Source organism: Rufibacter immobilis (assembly GCF_003721565.1).
GTDB lineage: Bacteria > Bacteroidota > Bacteroidia > Cytophagales > Hymenobacteraceae > Nibribacter > Nibribacter immobilis.
Genome location: NZ_RJJE01000017.1, coordinates 571563 through 595554 on the forward strand (window position 1 = coordinate 571563; position 23992 = coordinate 595554).

A 23992-nucleotide genomic window follows, 5' to 3' on the forward strand; every position below is an offset into this window, starting at 1 on the left:
TTGAATGGAAATAAAGGGGCTGTCTGGAGCAGCTACTGTTGCTGGTAGTTCCGGTAGCCGAAGATGGCGCTGCCCACTCTGATCATGGTGCTGCCCTCGGCGATGGCCAACCCGTAATCTGAGCTCATGCCCATGGAAATCTCCTTGAAATACGGCGCTTCTGAGAAGAATTCCTGTTTTAAGGCTTCAAAAATGTGCCGCAGGCGGGAGAATTCCTTTTGCAGGTGCACTTCGTCCTGGGTGTTAGTGGCCACGCCCATCACGCCGCAGATGCGCATGTTTTGCATCTGCCGGAATGCGTCTGAGCGGAGCAGCTGCCTTGCTTCTTCCAGATCCAGCCCGAATTTGGTTTCTTCATCGGCTATGTAGAATTGCAGCAGGCAGTTGATGACGCGGCTGTGTTTTTGGCCTTGTTTGTCAATTTCCTGCGCTAAACGCAAACTGTCCACTGACTGGATCAGGTGCACGAACGGAGCGATGTACTTTACCTTATTCGTCTGCAAGTGCCCAATCATGTGCCACTCCACATCTGCCGGCAACTGGGGCTGTTTGAGCATCATTTCCTGGGCTTTGTTCTCCCCGAAGGCCCGCTGGCCGGCATCATAGGCTTCCTGAATCAGCTCCACCGGGTGGGTTTTGGAAACGGCAATAAGCTGGCAGTTGGTACCCTGCAGCCGTTGCCGGAAATCCTGAATATTTTCCTCTATAGACATCATCAATCTTCTAGCGCGTTGGTGAAAAAGGTGTTTTTGAGCAAGAGCCACAGCAACAGCAGGACAATTGCCCAGCGCAAATATATCTGGTAATAGTCACGGGTGTCGCGGTAGCGGGTTTCTTTTATCTCGGTTTTCTCCAGGCCGTTGATGCGCTGGAAGATTTCCTGCAAGGCAGATGCGTCCTGCGCCCGGAAAAATTGCCCCTCAGAGAGAGAAGCCAGCTGCCGAAGCGTTTTCTCTTCCAGGCCCGTTTGTACGGTCACCGTTTTACCCGCCGAGTCAGTGGGCATCTGTACGGTGCCTTCCTGCCCAATGCCAATGGTGTACAGCTTGAGCTGGAAAGCATGGGCCAGTTGTGCCGCCAGTTCCGGGGCCAGACTACCGGCGGTATTTTCCCCGTCGCTGATCAGGATGCAGACTTTGGATTTGGCTTTGGACTCGCGCAGGCGGTTAATGGCCACGGCCAGGGCGCTGCCAATGGCGGTACCGTCCTCAGAGATCATGTTCAGCCTAATGCTTTTGATGCTTTCCCGCACCAGCTCATAATCAGTGGTGAGCGGGGTGAGGGAGTAGGCGTGGCCGGCAAACACCACCAAGCCAATGCGGTCCTGCACCCGGCCATTCACAAATTGCAGCGCCACCTCTTTGGCGGCCTCCAGGCGGTTGGGTTTAAAATCAGTGAGTTCCATGGAGCCAGACACGTCCATGACCAGAACAATGTCTATGCCCTCAGAGGAGAGCTCCACGGTTTCATCTGTTTTCTGGGGCCGGGCCAGCGCCACCAGCACTAACATCAGGAATAGCCCAAACACAATGTCTGGCACGTAGCGTAAAACGCTGGTCCAGTGCCAGGTGGCGTTGCCCTCAAAAAGAGCCACGTCCAGTTTCTTGCGCAGGCGCACGTGCAGAAGCCAGCGCAGCAGGAACAGCAGCGGCACGCCTAGCAGCGCGTACAGAAAACCTGGGTTGGCCCAGTCAAAAGATTGCCAGGTGCGCCAGGAGAACCAGCTTAGGTTGAGCCAGGAAAAATCAGCGGGGGCTTGCCACATTGCGCAGGGAGTCTCTAATTAGAATGTATCTGTAGGCCGCAAAGTCGGCTAGCTGGCTGAGGGAGTCGGTTACTTCGGTTTCATCATCAGAGATAATGTTGCCGTAGATGGCCCGGTCACACACCTTGAGGGAGTTACTTACCCGTTCATCTTCTTCATAGTAAGTGGTGATTTCCTTGGTGGTGAAGGAATTGATCTCGGTGTCTTCCAGTCGGGTTAAGTAGTTCTTCCAGAGAGTAGTAGCCCGCTCCAAGTGATCCAGCGTTTTAAGTCTTCGGAAGCGCTCCTTAGAGATCTGGAAGCGGTACTGGAATTGAGCTTGGTCTTTCTGGAGCACATACAGTTTGTACCGGGTGTTAATGGATTGCCCGAACAGCACCCAGATACCGCCAACCAGAATGGCAGCGGCGATGGCGCCCATTCCCCAGTAGAGGTAGTTGAACTGCTCGGCCACGGGTAATAGCTTGGTAGTGGCCCGTAGGGGCAATTCGTCCTCGGGTATGGCAACCACGTGCTGGATCAAGTACACAGAGTCGGGTTGGGTTTGCAGCTGCAAGGTGTCTCCGTTATAAAACAGCTGCGCCGAAAGCTGCAAAGTCTGCACGGGTTGCAGCTGGAAGGTGCGCAGGGTGTAAATGGTGCTGTCTGTGCTGATGCCTTTGCTGGTGCGGGTAGGGTAAAACTCCTTTCGTACCAACTCAAAGCTTGAGAATTGTACGGCGGTATCTGGGAACACCACCTCCGCGGTAGGGGAGTGCCGGGACAACAGCACGTATTTCACAGATTGGCCAAGCTCCACAGAGTCTTTCAGGAAAAATCCTTCCACCTGCACAGGCGGAATCTGCTGCGCCCCCGCCAGGAAGGGCAGAAGCCAGAGCATGAGCCAAACGCTTAGTTTATGGGTTGAAGACAAATTCAAATTGGGTTATTGACCACCGTTGCAGCGGCAGTGCATGTTGTGAACGTAGCTACCTCAGGTTTGCGTTTAGGGGCTGTTTTTAGAAAAAGAGCTCATAAACGCAAACTCAGGCGCTGCGCTTGAATATCTTGTTCCTGGCCCTGAACAGGTTAACCAACTGCGGCACATAATCCTGCTCCACGTAAATAGGCAAAAAGTCTGCCTGGTACTGGCGGCAGATTTTACTGAGCCGCTCCTGGTTCTGGGCGTAAGGCAACAGGTACTTCTGCCGGAAATCCTTGGAAGACGTATTGATCCAGATGGTTTTGCCGGTCTCTTTGTCCAGCAGCGGCACAATACCCAGTCTAGGGAAATCAATCTCCCGCTTGTCCATGAGCTGCAGCACAATGAGGTCATGTTTCTTGGCCAGCATCACCAGTTCCCGCTCATAGTTGAGGTCTATGAAGTCTGAAATGAGGATGATGATGCTCTTGCGCTTGACCACGTTAAGGCAAAGCTTGATGCCTGCCCCAATATTGGTCTTCAAGGACTGGGGCTGAAGTTGTGCCAGGGTTTTAATGAGGCTGTAGGCGTGCTCATTGCCTTTGCCGGGTTTGAGGTAGCGCTCTTTGCCGTCAGAAAAGCAGATCATGCCCAGCTGGCTGCCCTGCTTCAACGCTGACAGTGCCAGAATACCGCCAATCTCTTTGCCAATATCCATCTTTTGGGCACCCGGAGCACCCAAGGCATGCGAACCGCTCACGTCCAACAGCAGGAACACGTTCTGCTCTTTCTCCTCGCGGTACGTCTTCACAAACGTGCCGTGGCCTTTGGCGGTCACGTTCCAGTCTATGGCCCGTACGTCATCGCCGTACTGGTAGGCGCGCACATCGTCAAACTCCAGGCCAGAGCTTTTGAACACAGATTTGAAGTCGCCCTGCATTTGGGCATCAATTGCCTTTCTTATCTGTATCTCGTACTTTCGTAGCTTCCTGACCAAGTCATTCATACCTGCTAAAGGTTTGTGCAGCGTCTAAAATTACCAAAACTTACAAACAACCGCGTGAAAAAACGTTTGTGCCTTCTTTTGCTGCCCCTTTCCATCCTGTTTTCCTGCGCAGAGGATAAAGCGAAACCCGCAGACCTGATTGCGGGGGAGAAGATGGCCAACATCTTGGTAGACATTCATTTGCAGGAAGCCGTAATCGGCCGCACCATCCACCATTATGACACTTCGCGGGCCGCGTACAAGCAGGCGCACAAACAAATCTTAAAACGTCACGCCATCTCAGATAGTGCGTTCAAGCACAGTTATGACTACTATTTGGCCCACCCAGACCAAATGGATAAAATCTATGAGGTGGTACTAGACAGCTTAAGCCTGCGGGAAGCCAAACTCACTTCTCAAGGTTCCAAAGGAGCCAGAACTCTCACAGTAGATACCGCCGCAGTGGAGTAAGCCAGGCGGAATGGCTAGATTAGCCTTTTCCCGTTGGGCACCTTTGCCTGGGGCTGGGATAGCACAATATTACCGTCTTCGTCTTCAAAACCGGTTACCAGCACCTCAGACATTAAGGGGCCAACCTGCTTAGGTGGGAAATTGGTCACACAGATCACTTGTTGCCCAAGCAGGGATTCAACCGTATATCGTTTTGTTATCTGTGCGCTTGATTTTTTTATGCCCAGTTCTCCTAAATCAATCCATAGTTTATAAGCGGGTTTGCGGGCTTCGGGGAATGGCTCTGCCTGTACAATGGTGCCCACCCGTAGATCGACGGCCGTAAACTGTTGCCAGGTAATTGTATTTTCCATTTGTCTTTTTTGCGGGAAAGATAAGCTACGGCTTTTGAAAGGACAAATACGGAGGAGACTCCGTAGAAACCTCTGGGGCAGGTGTGCGTACCCAAAAAGGCGGTGCCTGTGTGGGTACTGCCTTGTGCTATACCTCTCCAAGCTATGAAAAACAATACGGGTACAACTCTGTCTGTGTGGCAGCCGGGCGTAGAAATGCCTATTACTCAGCCTCTGCAAACCAATATCACAACCGATGTCTGCGTAGTAGGCGCCGGTATCTCTGGTCTTACCACCGCGTATCTGCTGGCCAAGGAAGGCAAGAAAGTAGTGGTGCTGGAAGCCGGTGAAATCTGCGGCGGTGAAACCAGCCGCACCACGGCCCACCTTTCCTGGGCCTTGGACGACCGCTATTCCCAACTGATCAAGGTATTCGGGAAGCCGCAGGCCTTGCTGGCTTACCAAAGCCACCGCGAGGCCATCCAAAGAATTGAGCAGATTGTGCGGGACGAGAAGATTCAGTGCGATTTTGAATGGCTGCCGGGTTACCTGTTTTTAGGCGCAACGGATACAGAAGGCCAGCTGGACCAGGAGTTGGCGGCGTGTCAGGAACTGGGAATCACTGATGTGGTGAAACTGAAAGAGTGTCCAATCCCTACCCTAAGCAGCGGACCCTGCCTGCTCTTCCCCAATCAGGCCCAGTTCCACCCCGTGAAATACCTGTCGGTGTTAAGCCGGTACATTTTAGACCACGGCGGCGAGATTTATACCAACAGCCGCGTGAAAGAGTTTGACACGGGGGCGGTGCACCGGGTGGTCACTGAATCTGGTTTCGCGGTCACGGCCAACCATCTGGTGGTATGTACCAATACCCCAGTTAACGACCAGGTAACCATGCACACCAAACAGGCGCCTTATAGAACATACGTGATAGGGGCCCGCATTCCCAAAGGAAGTATCCCCACCGCTCTCTACTGGGATGATTCTGATCCTTACCATTACGTACGTCTGGGTTCTATTGCCGGCGAAGAGAACCTTGATTCTGAGATACTGATTGTAGGCGGCGAAGACCATAAAACCGGCCAGAGCAACGGCGATGAACATGAACGTTTTGATTGTCTGGAAGAATGGACCCGGAAGAAATACCCTATGGTGCAGGAAATGGTGTTCCGCTGGTCTGGACAGGTGATGGAACCCGTGGACTACATGGGATTCATAGGCCGTAACCCCGGCGATGAAAAGAATGTCTACATCGCCACCGGCGACTCGGGCCACGGCATGACCCATGGTACCATTGCCGGTATACTCATTACAGATTTAATCTGCGGTAGGGTGAACCCTTGGGAGAAACTCTATGACCCGGGCCGCATTACGCTCTCCGCAGACTCCGCTAAAGAGTTCCTGAAGGAAAATCTGAATGTAGCCGGTCAATACCTGGACTGGGTAAAACCCGCCGAGAAAGAGGAGGAGATTGCCCCCGGTACAGGAGCCATTGTACAGAAAGGAGTTGGCAAGGTAGCCGTGTACTGTGATGCCCAGGGCATACGCCATGAATGCTCTGCAGTCTGCACCCATTTAGGCTGCGTAGTACACTGGAACAATCTGGAGAACTCCTGGGATTGTCCCTGCCACGGTTCCCGCTTTGACCCCTACGGCAAAGTAGTGGCTGGCCCCGCCCTTAAAGACCTGGAGAAATTGTAGCAGAACTAGTGATAGATGCACGAGGCCGTTTAGGGGCTGTTTTTCTAAAAACAGCCCCTAAACGGCCTCGTGCTTTTTAATGATATAGTGCTAAGAATCAACTAAAAGTGTGCGGTGTGTTCAGTTTTAGTTGAAGTGATGCAGCCGCTGTAATTATTTGTACGCCTCCAGTTGCTTGAGCCTTACTTCCACAGAAGCTATCCATTCCAGCTGCTGTTCTTTGTCCAGGCCGTGGCGGCTTTGGGCGTCATAGAGATCCTGTTCCTTATGCCAGTTGTTGAAGGCCTCAGAGGCGTATTTGTTCAGATCGGCGGCGCCGCGGTTGCAGGCGTTGGGTAACTCCGCCAGACGTTTCCGCAGCATACGGGCGTGCAGTTCAGTTAAGTCAAAGTGTAGCTGCTCATGGGCCAGCAACATCACAGAGGACTTGTTCCGGCTCCAGGATTCCTTGGGGTTGAAAACCGCTTCTACCTTGAACTTGAGTTTATTGTTCTCGCACTTCACCTTCATCTCCATGTTGGTGGAGGTAAGGGCATGGTGCTGGTTGTCGGGTGCAGGCGTGCCGCCAAAATCATCCCAGGTGAGGCGCTTTTGCACCGTCCAGGGAATTTCGGCGGAGAGGGTTGTCGGTTTAGGTTTGTTTTCCAGAAAAGGGGCAATCAACAGCGCGCTTATCCAGAGGGGTAAAAATGAAAATGACATAGCTGCTTCCGTAACGCAATTGTTCCTGAAAGTAGTTTCCTAACGTCACCTAAGTTACAATATTATCTGGGGCTAAACGAGCGGAATCTAAAAAATAGCAGCACCGCCGCTATGGTTAATCCGGTGAACAAGCCCAGCCAGATGCCTATGGCGCCCATGTCCAGCCAAAAACCCAATGCGTACCCTACCGGCAAGGCAATGAGCCAATAGGAGAACAAGGAAATCATGCTGGGTACTTTCACGTCTTCCAGCCCACGCAAAGCGCCCAGACCCACCACCTGCACCCCGTCAGACAGCTGGAAAACAGCCGCAATGATCAGCAGCTGGGCCGCCAGGGCATGCACCATCTCGTCTTTCACGTAGAGGTGTGGAATCAGGTCTTTGCACAGGATGATGAGCGTGGCGCTGGTGGCCATGAATACAACACCCATGATGAGGCTACTGTAGCCGGCCGTTTTAGTGCCTTCCAGATCGCCGGAGCCGCGTAGTTTGCCCACCCGTATGGTGGCCGCCGCCGAAATACCGCTGGCCATCATGTAGGTAACGGAAGCTATGTTGAGCGCGATCTGGTGCGCCGCCAGTTCCATGGCGCCCACCCAACCAATCATGACCGCCGAGAAACTGAAGGCTCCCATCTCAAAGATCATCTGCAGCGAGATAGGGAACCCGATTTTGAGCATACGGACGATGTGGGTCCAGGAGATGCTCTGAAAACGCAAGTAATGGCGGTAACGGGCAAAACGTGGGGCCATGAACACAAACATCCCCATCATGATGGCCATAATGACCCTGGAGATAAGCGTGGCCCAGGCGGCGCCGTTAAGTCCCAAAGCGGGCATTCCCAATTTCCCGTAGATGAGCACGTAGTTCAGCCCCACGTTAAGCACATTCGCGAAGATGGAGATGTACATAGATTGCTTGGTAAGCGAAAGTCCTTCGGCAAACTGCTTGAACGCCTGAAACACCATGAGCGGCACCATAGACAGAAACAGGATGTTCACGTACGGAATAGCCAGGCGCACCACCTCCTCGGGCTGGTTCAGGTAGGCGATGAGCGGCGAAAGCCCCCAGAACGCCAGAAACAGCAGAACTCCCATGATGGTGTTCAGGAAAAGCCCGTTGAGCAGGACCAGGGCAATGCGCGTGTGGTTTTTGCGGCCATCGGCCCGGGCCACCAGCGGCGTGATGCTGAACGAGATGCCCAACCCAAACACCAGCGTTATGGTGAAGATGCTGTTGCCCAGGGAAGCCGCAGCCAATTGCAGGGTTCCAATACGGCCGGCCATGACGCTGTCTGCCACGCTCACAAGAATGTGCCCCAGTTGACTCAGGACCACCGGATAGGCCAGCCAGAAGGTGTTTTTATAATGTTCGCGGTAAAGGGCGGAGAAAATCACAGGCTTGAAAATTTTAGGAGGCCGCAAAGCTACGGCTATTTTCCCTAATCAAGTACGGACAAATGTCTGCCCCGGTAGTACAGTGTTGCGCACTCCTTTGCGTTTAGGGGCTGTTTTTTCAAAAACAGCCCCTAAACGCAAAGGAAATGATCATGAGACAAATGCTTGAAGCCGAAGGAGAGCGTTCTCCAGCACGTCATCTGGCAGCGCGAACGACATCCGGACGGCGCCGGGCATGCCCATGTTGGTGGCGGGAAGTACTTCCAGCCCCACCTGGTCTTTGAGCGCGGCGGCCCATTCTTCCACCAGCTGAAACGGTGAGGCAGGGTCTTGTGGCCGCAGGCAACGGTCTACTTGCAACGTCACGTAATAGCCCGCGTCTGGCACCGTGAACTGGAGCTTGGGCATCTTTTGGAGAACCGTGGTTACCCGCTCGCGCTTGGCTTCCAGCTCTGTTCTGAACTGCTGCCAAATGCGGTGCCGCTGGCGGATGGCTTCTACGGCTCCCGCCTGCAGAAACGGTGACACCCCAGAGATCCATTTCTGTTGCAGCTCTACCGCTTTTTCCAGAATGGGGAAGGGTGCAATGAGGTAGCCAATCCGCCAGCCAGACATGGCGAAAGACTTAGAGAAACCATTCACTACAGCTACCCTATCGCGCAGACTTTCAAATCGTAAAAAGGAGGGGAGCGGGCCTTTGTATCCCAGGCCGTCATAGATCTCATCTGAGAGTAGGTGAAGGTTGGGAAACTCCTCCAGCAGGGCAGCCACTTGCTGTAATTCCGCCCATGAATATACCTTTCCGGTAGGGTTGCCGGGGTTGGTGAGCAGGAGCAATTTAGTGGCCGGAGTAATTCTGCTCCGCAGCTCTTCCACGTTCAGACGGTATTCTTCCTCGGGGTTGGCCGGCACTGGAACCAGCTTCCCACCGCTCTGCCGAACAAGTTCCGGAAATGCGAACCAATAGGGGGCCGGGGCCACCACCTCGTCGCCGGGCTGCAGCAGGCTGTGCAGGTACAGGTGCAGGGCGTGTTTGGTGCCGTGCGTGATCAAAATTTGCTCAGCGGGAATAGGAACGCCGTCATCTTCCAGGTACCGCTGCGCCAGGGCATACCGCAGTTCCGGCAAGCCTTCGTTGGGCCCGTAGAAGGTCTGGTGCTGGGCCACCGCCTCCTGCATGGCCTCTATGGCTACAGACGGGGTGTGGAAGTGACTAAGGCCCAGGTGCAGCGGTATAATGTCTAGATTCATGTTCTTGAAGTTCGTTTCCTCTACCCAAGATAGTAATCCTGTACGGGTTGGGTGATGCGTTTAGCGGCTCTTTTTCTGAAAACAGGCCAAAACCAGGTTCAAGACTCCACCGGCCGCAGCAGAACATCGGCGAAGCCGTGGCTGGCATCTGTGTACACATCCTGCACGCGGTAGCCGCAGGCCTGCGCCATTTCCTCCACCTGCCGGAGTGAAAATTTATAGGAGTTCTCGGTATGGATGGCTTCCCAGGCTTCAAACTCAAAGGTTTCATTCAGCGCGCCAATGTGCACCTGCTGGGCTTTCCGGCTGATGAGGAAACTGCGCATGGTGCCCTCCAGCGGGTCGTACTCCGCGAAGTGCTGAAACTGGTCCAGGTCAAAATCGGCGTGCAGTTCTTTGTTGATGCGGTGCAGGAGGTTGAGGTTGAAGGCCGAGGTGACCCCGGCGGCATCGGCGTAAGCGCGTCGCATTTTTTCGGGGTCCTTTCTCAGGTCCAGGCCCAGCAGCAGGGAGTCGTGGGGATTCAGGCTCTTTCTGAGGGTACACAGAAATTCCTGGGCCTCCTGCAAATGGAAGTTCCCGATGTTGGAGCCCAGAAACAGGACCACCTTGCGCTGGGGTTTCTCCTGGTTCAGCCAGGCCAGCCCCTGGAAGTACTCGGCGGCCAGCGCCGTAACCGGGAGCTGGGGCCAGCGGTGGTGCAAGTCCTCCAGCAGCAGGTTGAGCTGGTCTTCGGAAATGTCCAGCGGCACGTAGGAGAAATCTACCTTAGAGGCCACCAGTTCTGAGAGCAGAAGCTTGGTCTTGTACGCATCGCCGGCTCCCAGATCCACCAGTTGGAAGGGCGTGGCGGTGTCTATGGCGTACAGGATTTCCTTGCGCTGCCGCGAGAGAATCTGGTGCTCCAGTTTGGTGAGGTAATACTCGGGCAACTCCATGATCTGCTGAAACAGCTGGCTCCCTTTGGCGTCATAAAAGAATCTGGATGAGAGCTTTTTGGGGTTTTGGCTCAAGCCTTGCCTTACATCCTGCGCCAACCCATTGTCGGTGGATACGAGCTGGGGCAATAGGTTTACCAGTGACTTGTTCGTAGTAGGTTGGGTCATAGAATCTTGCTTGCGTTATCTTTTCGCCAGCCTGATGCCGGTGAACTGCCAGCGCTTGTCTGGGTGGAAGAAATTACGGTAGGTGGGCCTGATGTGGCTTTGGGGAGTGGCGCAGGAGCCGCCCCGCAGTACCATCTGGTTCACCATGAATTTACCGTTGTACTCGCCAATGGCGCCCGGCGCTGTCTCAAACCCTGGATACGGAAAATACCCGCTGTAGGTCCATTCCCAGGTGTTGCCCAGCAACTGCGCGGCCGCCGATCCACCGTTGGCCGGCACTGATTGGTACTGCTCGCTTTCCAGAAAATTACCTTGCTCTAAGGAATTGGCGTGCCGCTGGGCCAGCGCCTCCCACTCAAACTCCGTGAGCAACCGGTGCCCAGACCAATTGGCATAGGCCTGCGCTTCATAGAAACTGATATGCGTGACCGGAGCCTGCGGGTCTACAGGCTGGAGGCCGTGCAGCGTGAAGTGCCACCAAGAGCCGTCTTGCTTTACCCAATACAGGGGAGCCTGCCATTGCTGCTGCTGGGCCAGTTGCCAGCCTTCCTCCAGCCAATACGTGAAGTTAGCGTAACCGCCCGCCTCCATGAAGGCCAGATATTCGGCGTTGGTCACGGTTCTTTGGCAGGCTTCAAACTGGGCCAGGTAGACCTGGTGCGGCTGCTGTTCATTGTCAAAGCAGAAGCCGCTGCCCTGGTGCCCAATGGTGTAAAGACCGGCCGGTACGTGCAGCCACTCGTTTAGGGGCTCTTTTTCTGAAATCTGCCCCGAAACGGAAGGCGCTTCCGGCAGGTACGCGGGCAGCAGCGGATTACAGCTCAGGATGTACTTAATGTCGGTGAGCAGAAGTTCCTGGTGCTGTTGTTCGTGTTGCAGGCCCAGTTCCAGAATAGCAGCCACGGTGGGGTTCGCCAGCAGTTCGTCCCGTTGCAAGGCTTCTTCCATGTGGGCGTCTACGTGGCGGCGGTACGCCAGAATGTCTTCCAGCGGCGGACGGGAAAGTGTTCCCCGTTCAGACCGGGCCACGCGGCTGCCCATGCTGTTGTAGTAGGAGTTGAAGAGGAACGCGTACTGCGGGTGAAAGACGCTGTAGCCCGGCAAATGGGGCAAAAGCAGGAAGGTTTCAAAGAACCAGGTGGTGTGCCCCAGGTGCCACTTGGGCGGACTCACGTCTACCATAGGCTGCATGACAGTGTCTTCGGGGGTAAGGGGGGCGCAAAGCTTCTCGGTCTGGTGCCGGATATGCTGGTAACGGGAAAGCAGAGAGGTTTTGCGGTCTGGAGTGGCAGAAAGCATGTGTTTTACGTATTTATACCTTCTAAACTTGATTTAAGAGGAAAGGTTGTACCTTCAAACCCTCTAGCGCGCATTCTATGGCCCTTGTTTTGACTCCATACCACCGGGAACTGATGTTCAAGTTTGACGCCCGCACCTCGCGCGGCGCCATGCAAACACACCAGGCACATTTCCTGCGGTTAAATGACACTCTAAAACCCGCCGTCTGTGGTTGGGGGGAAGCTTCGCCTTTGCCCGGCCTAAGTCCTGAATTTACTACTGATTACAAGGAGCAGATACAGCGTATCTGCGCGGAATTCAACGCGCTACAACTTCAGCGGCACCAGCAGGAGGAGTGGGAATGCTTCTGGCGAAACTACCAAAGCTGGCCTTCCCTGCAATTTGCCTGGGAAACCGCGCTGGTGGATTTGATGCGGGGCGGCAAACGTTCCCTGTACCCTTCTGCGTTCTCCAGCGGGCAGAAAGGCATCAGGATCAACGGCCTCATCTGGATGGGAGATCTGGCCTTCATGCGGGAGCAGATTGAAAAGAAACTGGAGCAGGGCTTTACGTGCATCAAACTCAAGATTGGCGGTCTGGATTTTACCCAGGAACTCAAAATCCTGAAGGAGATAAGGAGCGTGGCGGGGCCAGAGGCGCTGGAGTTGCGCCTAGACGCTAACGGGGCATTCTCAGTGCAGGATGCCGAGGAAAAGCTCCGTCACCTGGCCAAATTCCATATCCATTCGTTGGAGCAACCCATCAAAGCAGGTCAGTTAGAGGCCATGCAGACGCTGTGCGGCGTTTCACCCATTCCCATCGCCCTAGATGAGGAATTAATAGGAGTGACGGGCAAAGAAGCCAAGTGGATGCTGCTGGATAAGATCAGGCCCGCCTATATCATCATCAAGCCTACGCTGGTGGGTGGATTGATCAGTAGCCGCGATTGGATTCAGGTGGCCGAATCGTTGGGGATTGACTGGTGGCTCACTTCGGCGCTGGAATCAAACATTGGGCTAAACGCCATCGCTCAGTTTGCCGCCGATTCAGGAAATCCGCTTCCCCAGGGCTTGGGAACCGGCCAGCTGTACCACAACAACCTGAATTCGCCGCTGGAGATACGGGGCGAAGAGCTTTGGTACAACCCGCAAGAGACCTGGGAGTTACCAAACTAATTAGTGCGTTTAGGGGCTGTTTTTCGAAAAAGAGCCCCTAAACGCACTTTACGTGGCCAGCAGTTGCCGTACCAGCGCCGGAACGCCTACGGTGGCTTTCTCCTGTATGATGGTGAGGTTGCGGTGATGGGTCAGGGCTGGAGTGTTGGGGTCAATGAGGTAGATGGGCGTGTCATGGGGCGCGTAGGAGAGCAGCCCGGCCGCGGGGTACACCTGTAAAGAGGTGCCAATCACCAGCAGATAATCGGCGGTCATGGTTTCCTCGGCGGCCTGCTCAATAAGCGGAACCGCTTCCCCGAACCAGACAATGTTGGGCCGCAATTGTGAGCCTTTCTCGCAGAGGTCGCCCAGTTTCAGTTCCCAGCCTTCCATGGGATAAACCAAATTCTCATCCTGGGTGCTACGGCTCTCAAACAGTTTACCGTGCAGGTGCAGAATGTGCGAGGAGCCGGCCCGCTCGTGCAGGTTGTCTACGTTCTGGGTGATGATGCGCACGTCAAACTTCTGCTCCAGTTCCATCAGCGCTTTGTGGGCTGCGTTGGGTTCTACCCCTTGGGCGCTTTTACGGCGCTGGTTGTAGAACTCCAGCACCAGGGCAGGGTTTTTGCGCCAGCCTTCCGGCGAAGCCACCTCCATCACATCATGCCCTTCCCAAAGGCCGTTGGCGTCCCTAAACGTGGCCAGTCCGCTTTCGGCGCTAATGCCGGCACCGGTCAATACGACTATTTTCTGTTTCATAGCTGCCAATTGTTTCTGATGCTGCTTACGTAGGGTTGCCCGTAAATGCTGCGCTCCGTTTAGGGGCTGTTTTTCCAAAAACAGCCCCTAAACGGAGCGCAGAAGTAGAGGAGAAGGAGCGGTTTAGCTGGCCTTCTTTTTGGTGGCCGTTGTTTTCTTAGCTGTAGCCGCTTTTTTGGTTCCGGTTTCTTTCTTGGCGGCTGCCTTTTTGGCCGGGGCTTTCTTAGCGGCCGGAGCATCTGCCGGGGCTGCTTTTTTCTTGAACCCGCCCCGGGCTGGTTTGTCCGGTGTTTGCTCGGCTAGTTCCAGGCACTGCTCCAGCGTCAGTTCAGAAGGCTCCTGGCCTTTCGGGATTTTCACGTTCTTCTTGCCCACCACAATGTAAGGCCCGAAGCGTCCGTTCAACACCGTCACCTCTGGGTTTTCGGGGAAGGACTTGATCAGTTTCTCGGCATCGGCTTTGCGTTTGGCTTCAATCAGCTCCACGGCTTCGGCCTCCGTTACCAGCAGCGGGTCCAGGTGTTTCGGGAGCGAGTAGAACTTGCTGTTGTGCTGGATGTACGGACCAAACCGCCCGATGGCGGCCTTCATGTCCTTGCCTTCGTACTCACCCACTACCCGAGGTAATTTGAATAATTCCAAGGCTTGCTCCAGGGTGATAGACTCCAGGAACTGACCTTTGCGCAGGCTGGCGTAGGCGGGTTTGGCATCGGTCCCTTCTACCTCTTCGCCCAACTGCACATACGGCCCGAAACGACCCAATTTAGCAATCACTTTCTGGCCTGAGATAGGGTCTACACCCAGTTCCCGCGCGCCGCTTACGGAGGAGCGCTCTACATTGGCACTGGTTTCAATGGTTTGATGGAAGCTTGAGTAGAACTTATCCAGCATCTTGTCCCACTGCTTTTTACCGGCGGCTATCTCATCAAATTCTTCCTCTACCCGGGCGGTGAAGGAATAGTCAATCACACTTTCAAAGTGAGCCACCAGAAAATCGGTCACCACCATGGCGATGTCGGTGGGGAAAAGTTTGGCTTTCTCGGCCCCGGCCATCTCCGTTTTCTTTTGGGTCGCGATCTGGCCGTTCTCCAGGGTTAGGACATTATAGGCTCTTTCCTTGCCTTCTCTATTGTCTTTTTCCACGTAGCCGCGTTTCTGGATAGTGGAGATGGTAGGCGCATAGGTAGACGGACGGCCAATACCCATTTCCTCCAGTTTCTTCACCAAACTGGCTTCTGTGTAGCGTGGGGCAGGTCTGCTGAAGCGCTCGGTGGCCTGCAGGCGCTGCAGGTTCAGGGTCTGGCCTTCCTGTAGCGGGGGCAGCATTCCTTTCACGTCGTCATCGGCGATTTCCTCGTCATCTGTAGACTCGGTGTAGACTTTCAGGAAGCCTTCAAACCGGATCACTTCACCGGTGGCCACCAATTTCTCGGGTTGGCCGCTGATGTTGATGGTAGCGGTGGTTTTCTCAATCTCGGCATCGGCCATTTGGGAAGCGATGGCTCTTTTCCGGATCAGGTCATACAGGCGCTGCTCGTTGCGGTCCGCGCTTACTTGTACCGCCGAAAAATCGGTGGGCCTGATGGATTCGTGTGCTTCCTGCGCCTGCTTGGATTTAGTCTTATAGTTACGCGTCTTTACGTAGTTGTCACCGAAAGACCGGGCAATCTCGGCGGCGGCGGCTGTCATGGCCTCTTGGGAGAGGTTCACGGAGTCGGTACGCATGTAGGAGATCTTACCGGCCTCGTACAGACGCTGGGCCACGGTCATGGTCTGCGCCACCGAGAAAGACAGTTTGCGGCTGGCTTCCTGCTGTAGGGTTGAGGTGGTGAAGGGCGGGGCCGGGCTGCGTTTGGTGGGCTTCTTCTCCAGGCTTTCAATGGCGTAAGCGGCACCAATGCAGCGCTGCAGAAAGTCTTCGGCCTCGGCCTGGGTTTTGAAACGGGTGTTCAGTTCGGCCTCCATGCGTTTGCCGCCGGCGTCAAACTGAGCCACCACTTTATAGGTAGACACCGCTTTATGCCGCTCAATCTCGCGTTCACGCTCCACAACCACCCGCACGGCCACAGACTGCACGCGTCCGGCAGACAGACCGGTCTTAATCTTCTTCCAGAGCACCGGCGACAGCTCAAACCCCACCAGGCGGTCCAGCACGCGGCGGGCCTGTTGCGCATTGACTAAATTGGTGTCAATGCTGCGCGGATTCTCAATGGCGTTCAGGATGGCGTTCTTGGTGATTTCCCGGAACACGATGCGGCGGGTTTTGGCCTCATTCAGGTTCAGGGTCTCAGACAAGTGCCAGGAAATGGCTTCCCCCTCGCGGTCCTCATCCGATGCCAACCAAACCACTTCGGCTTCCTTGGCTAATTTTTTCAGTTGTGAGATCACCTCCCGCTTATCTGGGCTCACCACATAGGTGGGCTTAAAGCCGTTCTTGATGTCTATGGCATTGTTGTCTTTGGGGAGATCGCGCACGTGCCCGAAGCTTGATTTCACAATGAAATCTTTGCCCAGGTACCCTTCAATGGTCTTTGCCTTAGCCGGCGACTCCACAATTACTAAGTTTTTTATCATACAGGAATAGGGGGGGGCTTTGCCCAAATTTTATTCAAAGATGTAGTAATTTTCTGAGAGAATCCAACCACTATCTTTATACACGTTGCTTCAATGGGGTAAAAGAATATACCTTAGGGTGGTAAAAAGGTTTTTTTTAGTATACTTAAGCATGAAGAATCTTTTATTGATGCGGCACGCCACAGCGGCGGAGAAAACTTTTGGACAGACAGACTTTGAACGTGAGATTACCCTTTTTGGCCAACGCAAGGCCGGCGAGGCAGGCCTGTGGTTGAAAAGCCAGTCGTTGGTGCCTGAGCTGGTGCTTTGCAGCTCTGCGGTGCGCACCCGCATGACTTTGGACAGCATGTTAGAGCAGATAAACCAAAAGGTACCCGTGCAACTGGAACGCTCCATCTATTATGGTGCCGAGGCGGAACTTCTGGAGCTGCTGCACGGCGTGGACGATAGCGTAGACACGCTGCTGTTGCTGGGGCATAACCCTACCATTTCCTTTTTCGCATCGGCGTTAGCCCATGAGGAAGTATCTTTCAACCCTGCTACCATCGCGCACCTGCAGTTCATGGGCTACTCTTGGGAAAACCTGCGGGCGGGTACCTGCAAACTTCATTTTCTATACCAGAAGTAGCGGTTGCCGTTTAGCGGCCGTTTTTCTTAAAACAGCCCCAAAACAGGCGGCTGCTCCTGATTAATTTGTAGTTTAGCGCCCCATCAAGCACCCAAGAAAAATATTTATCCATTTCTGTAACCTATGGCAGCAACTATCGTATCGGTCATCAACCAAAAAGGGGGTACTGGTAAAACCACCACTACCATTAACCTGGGAAGCGCCCTGCAGAAACTGGGCAAACGCGTGTTGTTAATCGATCTGGATCCACAAGCTAACCTCTCTTATTCTCTGGGCATCACAGAGCCCTCCTGCACCCTGGCCGATGTATTCACCGGCCAGGCCAAGCTACAGGACTGCCTTCAGGAAAGGAACGGGTTGTATGTGGCCCCCGGCTCCAATGAATTAGTTGATATTGAGATTTCTCTGGTGACCCAGCCGGAGCGGGAACGTTTCTTGCAGCACATGCTGGAGGAAGTGGTTGAGTATGACTATATCCTTATTGACTGCCCGCCCTCTCTGTCTCTGCTTACGGTGAACGCGTTGGCTGCCTCAGACGAGGTGCTGATTCCGTTGCAGATGGAGGTGCTCACGCTGCAGGGGCTGGGCCAGATTCTGAACACGGTGCAACAGATCAAGACAGCGCTGAACCCAAAGTTGCGGGTGAAAGGAATAGTGGTGGTCATGTATGACAAGCGTAGGAAACTTAGTTCTGAGATAGAGGAGTACCTGAAGGAGAACATGGATGAGTACATCTTCCAACAGCGCATCCGGTTAAACGTGAAACTGGCGGAAGCGCCTTCATTTGGCCAGAGCGTGCTGGATTATGACGCTTCTTCTTATGGCGCAAAGGATTACTTGGGATTGGCTAAGGAATTTGTATCACTTGGTTAGCATTGGCGCTACCATACAATTCTTTTTTGTAGTAACTTGCATAGTTTCCTGGTCCGCCAGACACAAAAGATAAAAGATTTAGCAAAGTTTTTTGCTTTAAGAATACGAAAAACGCTCTTCAATCATAGATAAGATGGCTTTAGGTAAGAACTTAAAACTCAACAAAGACAAACTGATTGGGAAGACAGAGGCGGAAGCGCCTGCTGAGCAACCCGCAGCTGCGGCTGCTGCTGCGCCCCCGGCAGCAGAGGCTCTTCCGGCTGAGGAACCGGCCGTTGAGCAACCCACTGCGGAACAGCCTTCGGAGAATCAGGAACCTGTAGTTGAGATTTCTTTGGAAGACGCTCCGGTATCTCCCAAAAAAGCCCGTGCAGAAGGAAAAGATATGGAAAAAAGTGCCCGATCCCAGGCGAGCAAAATAAGCCCAATGGACAACGAGGTAACCGTGAACCATTCACGGAAGAGCAATGCGCCACGTCTGGCAAATGTGACCCAAGACTCTGATTACATCAATGAGCAGCTGAACCGTGTGCTCTACGCATTAGATGCCTTTAAAAAAGGTGACGTATCTGTGCGGCTTACCAAGCAGAACAATGACATCTTCTCAGAGATAGCCGAAGCCTATAACTCCATGGTGGAGATGATTGGTGGCGTAGGGGGCGAAGTGTCCCGTATCTCTAAAGTAGCCGGGGTAGAGGGAAACCTGAAAGCCCGTGCTTCTGCTGAGAGCGCCTCCGGTTTCTGGAAGGATATGATCAACAACATCAACGGCCTGGTAGACTCCATCGCCGTTCCGGTATTGGAGGTAGGCAAGGTATTGAAGAACATCTCCCGGGGTAATCTGGATGAGACGTTTCAGATTCCGGTATCCGGTGACTTCAAAGTCATGGCCGAAACCATTAACCGTACCATTGACAACCTGAACCTGTTTGCCGGTGAGGTAACCCGCGTGGCCCTTGAAGTGGGTACCGAAGGGAAACTGGGCGGACAGGCCTCCGTGCCGAACGTGGCCGGTATCTGGAAAGAACTAACCGATAACGTAAATGCGATGGCCTCCAACCTGACTTCTCAGGTACGGGACATTGCCAAGGTAACCACGGCGGTAGCCCAGGGAAATCTGGACCAGAAAGTAACCGTTGACCTGAAAGGGGAAATGCTCCAGATGAAGGAGAATATTAACCAGATGGTGGACTCCCTCAATATTTTCGGGGATGAGGTAACCCGGGTGGCCCGTGAAGTGGGTACCGAAGGGAAACTGGGCGGACAGGCCAAAGTGCCGAACGTAGGCGGGGTATGGAAAGACCTCACCGACAACGTGAACACCATGGCCAGCAACCTTACCTCTCAGCTGCGCGACATCGCCAACGTGGCGACCGCGGTAGCGAAAGGTGACCTCACGCAGAAAATTACTGTAAATGTGAAGGGTGAGTTGGCCGAGCTGAAGGACAACCTGAACCAGATGGTGGACTCGCTCAACATCTTCGCTGATGAGGTGACCCGTGTAAGCCGTGAAGTAGGAACGGAAGGTATTCTGGGCGGACAGGCGAATGTGCCTAAAGTAGCCGGTATCTGGAAAGAGCTGACCGACAACGTGAACTCCATGGCCTCCAACCTGACGCTGCAAGTAAGAGACATTGCCAACGTGGCAACCGCCGTTGCCCGTGGCGATCTAAGTCAAAAGATTACAGTGAACGTAAACGGTGAGCTGCTTCAGTTGAAGGATAGCTTAAACCAGATGGTGGACTCCCTGAATATCTTCGCCGGTGAGGTAACGCGTGTGGCGCTGGAAGTTGGTACTGAGGGTAAACTAGGCGGTCAGGCCTCTGTGCCGAATGTAGGCGGGGTTTGGAAAGACCTCACTGATAATGTAAACTACATGGCGTCTAATTTGACGCTGCAAGTAAGAGATATTGCAAATGTTGCTACGGCCGTTGCCCGTGGCGACCTGAGCCAGAAAATCACCGTTGGAGTTAAAGGCGAGTTGGCCGAACTGAAGGACAACCTGAACCAGATGGTGGACTCCCTCAATATCTTCGCCGGTGAGGTGACCCGGGTGGCCCGTGAAGTGGGTACCGAAGGAAAACTGGGCGGACAGGCTAGTGTACCTAACGTGGGCGGGGTATGGAAAGACCTCACCGACAACGTGAACTACATGGCATCTAATTTGACGTTGCAGGTGCGCGACATTGCCAACGTGGCGACCGCAGTTGCGAAGGGTGATTTGACCCAGAAGATCACGGTGAACGTGCGCGGCGAATTAGCTGAGCTGAAGGACAACTTGAACCAGATGGTGGACTCGCTCAACATCTTCGCCGGTGAGGTAACTAGAGTGGCCTTGGAGGTAGGAACTGAGGGTAGATTAGGCGGACAGGCTAGTGTGCCTAACGTGGCCGGTACCTGGAAGGCGCTCACCGACAACGTGAACTCCATGGCCTCCAACCTGACGTTGCAGGTACGCGACATCGCCAACGTGGCGACTGCGGTGGCAAGAGGTGACCTGAGCCAGAAAATCACAGTGAATGTAAATGGTGAGCTCCTCCAACTGAAGGACAACCTCAACCAGATGGTGGACTCGCTCAACATCTTCGCCGGCGAGGTAACCCGTGTGGCGAAAGAGGTAGGAACCGAAGGGAAGCTGGGCGGCCAGGCCTCCGTGCCGAATGTGGCCGGTACCTGGAAGGCGCTCACCGACAACGTGAACTCCATGGCCTCCAACCTGACGCTGCAAGTACGCGACATCGCCAACGTGGCGACTGCCGTTGCCCGTGGAGACCTGAGCCAGAAGATCACCGTTGATGTAAAAGGTGAACTCCTCCAGTTGAAGGACAACATCAATCAGATGGTGGACTCGCTGAACATCTTTGCCGGGGAGGTGACCCGCGTGGCCCGTGAGGTGGGTACCGAGGGTATCTTGGGCGGACAGGCGAATGTACCTAACGTGGGCGGGGTTTGGAAAGACCTTACAGAGAACGTGAACTACATGGCCGGTAACCTTACTTCACAGGTACGGGACATTGCCAATGTGGCGACCGCCGTTGCCCGTGGGGACCTGAGCCAGAAAATAACCGTTGATGTAAAAGGCGAGTTGGCCGAGCTGAAGAATAACCTGAACCAGATGGTGGACTCGCTCAACATCTTCGCTGATGAAGTAACAAGAGTTGCTCGTGAAGTGGGAACCGAGGGTAAGCTTGGCGGTCAGGCATCAGTACCAAAAGTACGTGGAACCTGGAAAGAGTTGACCGACAACGTGAACTCCATGGCGTCCAACCTGACACTGCAGGTGCGCGACATCGCCAACGTGGCGACCGCGGTGGCGAAAGGTGATTTAACTCAGAAGATCACGGTGGATGTAAAAGGAGAGCTCCTGGAGCTGAAAAACATCCTGAACCAGATGGTGGACTCCCTGAACATCTTCGCCGGCGAGGTAACCAGAGTGGCCTTGGAAGTAGGTACCGAAGGGAAACTGGGTGGCCAGGCATCCGTGCCGAACGTGGCCGGTACCTGGAAGGCGCTCACTGACAACGTGAACTCTATGGCGTCGAACTTAACCTCTCAAGTGCGTGACATTGCCAATGTGGCAACTGCCGTGGCGAAGGGTGATTTGAGCCAGAAAATGACCGTAAATGTGAAGGGTGAAATCCTTCAACTGAAAGATATATTGAACCAGATGGTGGACTCGCTGAACATCTTTGCCGGCGAGGTAACCAGAGTGGCCCTGGAAGTGGGTACCGAAGGAAAATTAGGTGGTCAGGCTTCTGTACCAAATGTAGGTGGGGTATGGAAAGCATTGACTGACAATGTAAATACCATGGCGTCCAACCTGACACTGCAGGTGCGGGACATCGCCAACGTGGCGACCGCGGTGGCGAAAGGGGACCTTACCCAGAAGATCACGGTGAACGTGCGCGGCGAGTTGGCTGAGCTGAAGGACAACCTGAACCAGATGGTGGACTCCCTGAACATCTTCGCCGGCGAGGTGACCCGCGTGGCGCTTGAGGTGGGTACCGAGGGTAGACTGGGCGGCCAGGCCAAAGTGCCTAATGTGGCGGGTGTTTGGAAAGACCTTACGGATAATGTAAACGTAATGGCCTCTAACCTTACCACACAGGTACGTGGTATTGTGAAAGTAGTAACCGCTGTATCTAAAGGTGACTTAACGCAGAAACTGACACTGCAAGCCAAAGGTGAATTAGCTGACCTGGCTGACACCATCAACAGCATGGTTGAAGACCTGAACCGCTTGGCGGGTGAGGTAAGCCGGGTAGCTAGAGTTGCAGGGGTGGAAGGAAAACTGACGGAACGCGCCACAGTACATGGTGTGAGCGGAAGCTGGAAAGAATTGGTAGATACTTTGAATGACCTATTAGAGTCTATCGTGACGCCGGTTCTGGAAGTATCACGCGTAGTACGTTCTATCTCTGAAGGTGATTTAACCCAAAAAGTAGAGATACACACTGCTGGTGATATTCTAGCTATGTCTAATGCCTTGAACCTGGCGGTAGATAACTTGAATGCCCTATTGGGTGAAATCAATGACTCGTCTTTGATTGTGGGTAGCTCTTCTGAGGAAATGGCGGCCAAAGGATTGGAGATGAGCCGCGTTACAGTAGATGTGGCCTTGGCCATGCAGCAGATGGCGGAAGGTGCGCAAAACCAAGCCTTGAAAACAGACCAGGCCTTTAAACTGATTGAGGAAATCATGAAGGCCACCAAAGAGACGGCAAACAAGGCCGACGTGGTAAACCGTTCTGCGGTAATGGGGGAGGAAACTTCTCAGTTAGGTCTTAAAACAGTAGCCGAGGTGGTGCGTAACATGGAAGAGATTTCTTCTTCTGCCGCGCTCACTGCCAAAACCATTGAAGTTTTAAGTACCCGTAGCCAAGAAATCTCTAAGTCACTTGGGGTGATCACAGACATTGCAGCCCAAACTAACTTGCTGGCCTTGAACGCGGCCATTGAGGCAGCCCGGGCCGGAGAAGCAGGTCGTGGTTTTGCGGTAGTAGCCGAGGAAATCAGGAAATTGGCGGAAGGTTCACGTAAGTCAGCGAGTGAGATTGCCACTCTGGTAGACGATGTGAAGAAAGATACTTCCTCTGCCGCCGCCGCGATTGCCACCATGGAAGGACGCGTATTGAAAGGAAAGAATGCTACGTTTGAAGCATCCGGTGCCTTCAAAAATATTGCAACTTCCAGCGGTGAAACGCTCCGCAGTGCCCAAGATATTCTGGTTTCTACGGAGGTGCAGAAAACCTCCATTGGAGACGTGGTAAAATATGTGGAAGAAGTGGTAGCTATTGCTGAACAGACTGCTTCCGGTACTCAACAGGTGGCTGGAACGGCGAAGCAACTGTCGGCCTCCATGCAAGAACTCACGTCCTCCAGCCAGCGTCTGAATGACATTGCGGATGATCTGCAGGTAAGTATTTCGGCCTTTAAGCTTGTGAATGGGAATATTGTATTCCCTAACCGCAATGCCCGTAAACTGACGGCTGTGCCTCCTGCCCGTAAACGCTCCTATCTAGGAGAGGACTTCACTGATGAGGAGCTAGCTAAGAAATCAACCAGTAAAAAAGTGAATAAAAGTAGAGGACAGGAATAATGGAGCCTCAGAACATCAGAGATAAAAAGGACGTTGCCGTTGAGGAAAAGGTGCATCTCATTGTTTTTAAACTAGGCAATGAAGAATACGGCGTACGGATAGATCAGGTAAAGGAAGTAACCATTACCCCTGAAATAACCCGTATGCCCAAAACACCTTCTTTTATCAAAGGGGTTTCTAATATCAGAGGAGATATTATTGCGATCATGGATCTGGAAGAACGCTTTAAAATTGAGCGTCCTTCCGGATGGCATGCCCAACATACCTATACCCTGGTGATGGAGGCAAAGGAATTCACGATGGGTTTTATTGTCCGGGAAGTTCCGCAGTCTCTTACTCTGCCGGTATCCAGCATTGATAAAGCTCCTTCTTTTATCCAGGATATAAATATTAACGAAAATTTCATTGAGGGAATAGGCAAATATGATGACCGGCTCATTATTGTGCTGGACATCTATAAAATTCTTACCTCAGATGAAATTTCGCAGTTGAAGTCATAGTGCCCAATTTTTGATT

19 protein-coding genes are annotated in these 23992 nt (G+C 53.5%); 7 read left to right on the top strand and 12 right to left on the bottom strand.

The window, feature by feature from the left end; genetic code table 11:
- Positions 1–32: 32 nt before the first annotated feature.
- From EFA69_RS15185 to EFA69_RS15200, 4 genes are all read right to left on the bottom strand, one after another.
- Positions 33–716 (bottom strand): YggS family pyridoxal phosphate-dependent enzyme, encoded by a 684-nt coding sequence (locus EFA69_RS15185; RefSeq protein WP_317125640.1) that lies wholly within the window; start codon positions 714–716, stop codon positions 33–35.
- On the bottom strand, positions 716–1765 hold the full coding sequence (locus EFA69_RS15190) for a VWA domain-containing protein (RefSeq protein WP_123133942.1): 1050 nt from the start codon (positions 1763–1765) through the stop codon (positions 716–718). Before EFA69_RS15190 ends, EFA69_RS15185 begins: the two co-directional genes overlap by 1 nt.
- Positions 1746–2678: a hypothetical protein gene (locus tag EFA69_RS15195; RefSeq protein ID WP_183906811.1), complete on the bottom strand. Its 933-nt coding sequence runs from the start codon at positions 2676–2678 to the stop codon at positions 1746–1748. The genes EFA69_RS15190 and EFA69_RS15195 overlap by 20 nt, the downstream gene beginning before the upstream one ends.
- 112 nt (positions 2679–2790) lie before the next feature.
- Positions 2791–3672, bottom strand: coding sequence for a DUF58 domain-containing protein (locus EFA69_RS15200; protein ID WP_123133944.1), 882 nt, complete (start codon positions 3670–3672; stop codon positions 2791–2793).
- 54 nt (positions 3673–3726) lie between these two features.
- Between EFA69_RS15200 and EFA69_RS15205 the strand changes: the two genes are divergently transcribed.
- Complete coding sequence (locus EFA69_RS15205) at positions 3727–4122, top strand: DUF4296 domain-containing protein (RefSeq protein WP_148041378.1); 396 nt, start codon at positions 3727–3729, stop codon at positions 4120–4122.
- A gap of 14 nt (positions 4123–4136) precedes the next feature.
- Here the strand turns inward: EFA69_RS15205 and EFA69_RS15210 are convergent, their stop codons facing one another.
- Positions 4137–4475 (bottom strand): tRNA-binding protein, encoded by a 339-nt coding sequence (locus tag EFA69_RS15210; protein ID WP_123133946.1) that lies wholly within the window; start codon positions 4473–4475, stop codon positions 4137–4139.
- Positions 4476–4619: 144 nt separating this feature from the next.
- Here EFA69_RS15210 and EFA69_RS15215 point away from each other — a divergent pair, with 144 nt between their 5' ends.
- On the top strand, positions 4620–6155 hold the full coding sequence (locus EFA69_RS15215) for an FAD-dependent oxidoreductase (RefSeq protein WP_123133947.1): 1536 nt from the start codon (positions 4620–4622) through the stop codon (positions 6153–6155).
- 153 nt (positions 6156–6308) lie between these two features.
- Here the strand turns inward: EFA69_RS15215 and EFA69_RS15220 are convergent, their stop codons facing one another.
- The 5 genes from EFA69_RS15220 to egtB all read right to left on the bottom strand — a co-directional run bounded on the left by EFA69_RS15220 (position 6309) and on the right by egtB (position 11910).
- Positions 6309–6857: a DUF922 domain-containing protein gene (locus tag EFA69_RS15220; RefSeq protein WP_123133948.1), complete on the bottom strand. Its 549-nt coding sequence runs from the start codon at positions 6855–6857 to the stop codon at positions 6309–6311.
- 62 nt (positions 6858–6919) lie between these two features.
- Positions 6920–8254, bottom strand: coding sequence for an MATE family efflux transporter (locus EFA69_RS15225; RefSeq protein ID WP_317125635.1), 1335 nt, complete (start codon positions 8252–8254; stop codon positions 6920–6922).
- Positions 8255–8404: 150 nt separating this feature from the next.
- Positions 8405–9505: a pyridoxal phosphate-dependent aminotransferase gene (locus EFA69_RS15230; RefSeq protein ID WP_123133949.1), complete on the bottom strand. Its 1101-nt coding sequence runs from the start codon at positions 9503–9505 to the stop codon at positions 8405–8407.
- 98 nt (positions 9506–9603) lie between these two features.
- A complete protein-coding gene (egtD, locus tag EFA69_RS15235; protein WP_123133950.1) occupies positions 9604–10611 on the bottom strand; it encodes an L-histidine N(alpha)-methyltransferase in 1008 nt (335 codons plus the stop codon).
- A 15-nt stretch (positions 10612–10626) separates the two neighbouring features.
- The gene (gene egtB / locus EFA69_RS15240; protein WP_123133951.1) at positions 10627–11910 is read right to left on the bottom strand and encodes an ergothioneine biosynthesis protein EgtB; all 1284 of its coding nucleotides are present in this window, start codon (positions 11908–11910) and stop codon (positions 10627–10629) included.
- 77 nt (positions 11911–11987) lie between these two features.
- Between egtB and menC the strand changes: the two genes are divergently transcribed.
- Positions 11988–13064: an o-succinylbenzoate synthase gene (menC, locus tag EFA69_RS15245; RefSeq protein WP_123133952.1), complete on the top strand. Its 1077-nt coding sequence runs from the start codon at positions 11988–11990 to the stop codon at positions 13062–13064.
- Between the two features lie 48 nt (positions 13065–13112).
- On the opposite strand, the gene EFA69_RS15250 is transcribed toward menC, so the two are convergent.
- Complete coding sequence (locus EFA69_RS15250; protein WP_123133953.1) at positions 13113–13802, bottom strand: SIR2 family NAD-dependent protein deacylase; 690 nt, start codon at positions 13800–13802, stop codon at positions 13113–13115.
- Between the two features lie 123 nt (positions 13803–13925).
- The gene (gene topA / locus EFA69_RS15255) at positions 13926–16376 is read right to left on the bottom strand and encodes a type I DNA topoisomerase (protein WP_123133954.1); all 2451 of its coding nucleotides are present in this window, start codon (positions 16374–16376) and stop codon (positions 13926–13928) included.
- Between the two features lie 151 nt (positions 16377–16527).
- Between topA and EFA69_RS15260 the strand changes: the two genes are divergently transcribed.
- The 4 genes from EFA69_RS15260 to EFA69_RS15275 all read left to right on the top strand — a co-directional run bounded on the left by EFA69_RS15260 (position 16528) and on the right by EFA69_RS15275 (position 23976).
- On the top strand, positions 16528–17004 hold the full coding sequence (locus tag EFA69_RS15260) for a SixA phosphatase family protein (RefSeq protein ID WP_148041379.1): 477 nt from the start codon (positions 16528–16530) through the stop codon (positions 17002–17004).
- A gap of 123 nt (positions 17005–17127) precedes the next feature.
- A complete protein-coding gene (locus EFA69_RS15265; protein ID WP_123133956.1) occupies positions 17128–17877 on the top strand; it encodes a ParA family protein in 750 nt (249 codons plus the stop codon).
- Between the two features lie 133 nt (positions 17878–18010).
- Positions 18011–23476: a methyl-accepting chemotaxis protein gene (locus tag EFA69_RS15270; RefSeq protein ID WP_221175754.1), complete on the top strand. Its 5466-nt coding sequence runs from the start codon at positions 18011–18013 to the stop codon at positions 23474–23476.
- Entirely contained in the window at positions 23476–23976 is a 501-nt protein-coding gene (locus tag EFA69_RS15275; RefSeq protein WP_123133957.1) for a chemotaxis protein CheW, read from the top strand. Before EFA69_RS15270 ends, EFA69_RS15275 begins: the two co-directional genes overlap by 1 nt.
- Positions 23977–23992 lie beyond the last annotated feature (16 nt).

Excerpts from the sequence above, each read along its gene's own strand:
- EFA69_RS15270 (WP_221175754.1), top strand. The coding sequence starts at position 18,011 with ATGGCTTTAGGTAAGAACTTAAAACTCAACAAAGACAAACTGATTGGG.
- menC (WP_123133952.1), top strand. The coding sequence starts at position 11,988 with ATGGCCCTTGTTTTGACTCCATACCACCGGGAACTGATGTTCAAGTTT.
- EFA69_RS15260 (WP_148041379.1), top strand. The coding sequence starts at position 16,528 with ATGAAGAATCTTTTATTGATGCGGCACGCCACAGCGGCGGAGAAAACT.
- EFA69_RS15200 (WP_123133944.1), bottom strand. The coding sequence starts at position 3,672 with ATGAATGACTTGGTCAGGAAGCTACGAAAGTACGAGATACAGATAAGA.
- EFA69_RS15215 (WP_123133947.1), top strand. The coding sequence starts at position 4,620 with ATGAAAAACAATACGGGTACAACTCTGTCTGTGTGGCAGCCGGGCGTA.
- EFA69_RS15220 (WP_123133948.1), bottom strand. The coding sequence starts at position 6,857 with ATGTCATTTTCATTTTTACCCCTCTGGATAAGCGCGCTGTTGATTGCC.
- topA (WP_123133954.1), bottom strand. The coding sequence starts at position 16,376 with ATGATAAAAAACTTAGTAATTGTGGAGTCGCCGGCTAAGGCAAAGACC.
- egtD (WP_123133950.1), bottom strand. The coding sequence starts at position 10,611 with ATGACCCAACCTACTACGAACAAGTCACTGGTAAACCTATTGCCCCAG.
- EFA69_RS15210 (WP_123133946.1), bottom strand. The coding sequence starts at position 4,475 with ATGGAAAATACAATTACCTGGCAACAGTTTACGGCCGTCGATCTACGG.
- EFA69_RS15185 (WP_317125640.1), bottom strand. The coding sequence starts at position 716 with ATGATGTCTATAGAGGAAAATATTCAGGATTTCCGGCAACGGCTGCAG.
- egtB (WP_123133951.1), bottom strand. The coding sequence starts at position 11,910 with ATGCTTTCTGCCACTCCAGACCGCAAAACCTCTCTGCTTTCCCGTTAC.
- EFA69_RS15190 (WP_123133942.1), bottom strand. The coding sequence starts at position 1,765 with ATGTGGCAAGCCCCCGCTGATTTTTCCTGGCTCAACCTAAGCTGGTTC.
- EFA69_RS15230 (WP_123133949.1), bottom strand. The coding sequence starts at position 9,505 with ATGAATCTAGACATTATACCGCTGCACCTGGGCCTTAGTCACTTCCAC.
- EFA69_RS15250 (WP_123133953.1), bottom strand. The coding sequence starts at position 13,802 with ATGAAACAGAAAATAGTCGTATTGACCGGTGCCGGCATTAGCGCCGAA.
- EFA69_RS15275 (WP_123133957.1), top strand. The coding sequence starts at position 23,476 with ATGGAGCCTCAGAACATCAGAGATAAAAAGGACGTTGCCGTTGAGGAA.
- EFA69_RS15265 (WP_123133956.1), top strand. The coding sequence starts at position 17,128 with ATGGCAGCAACTATCGTATCGGTCATCAACCAAAAAGGGGGTACTGGT.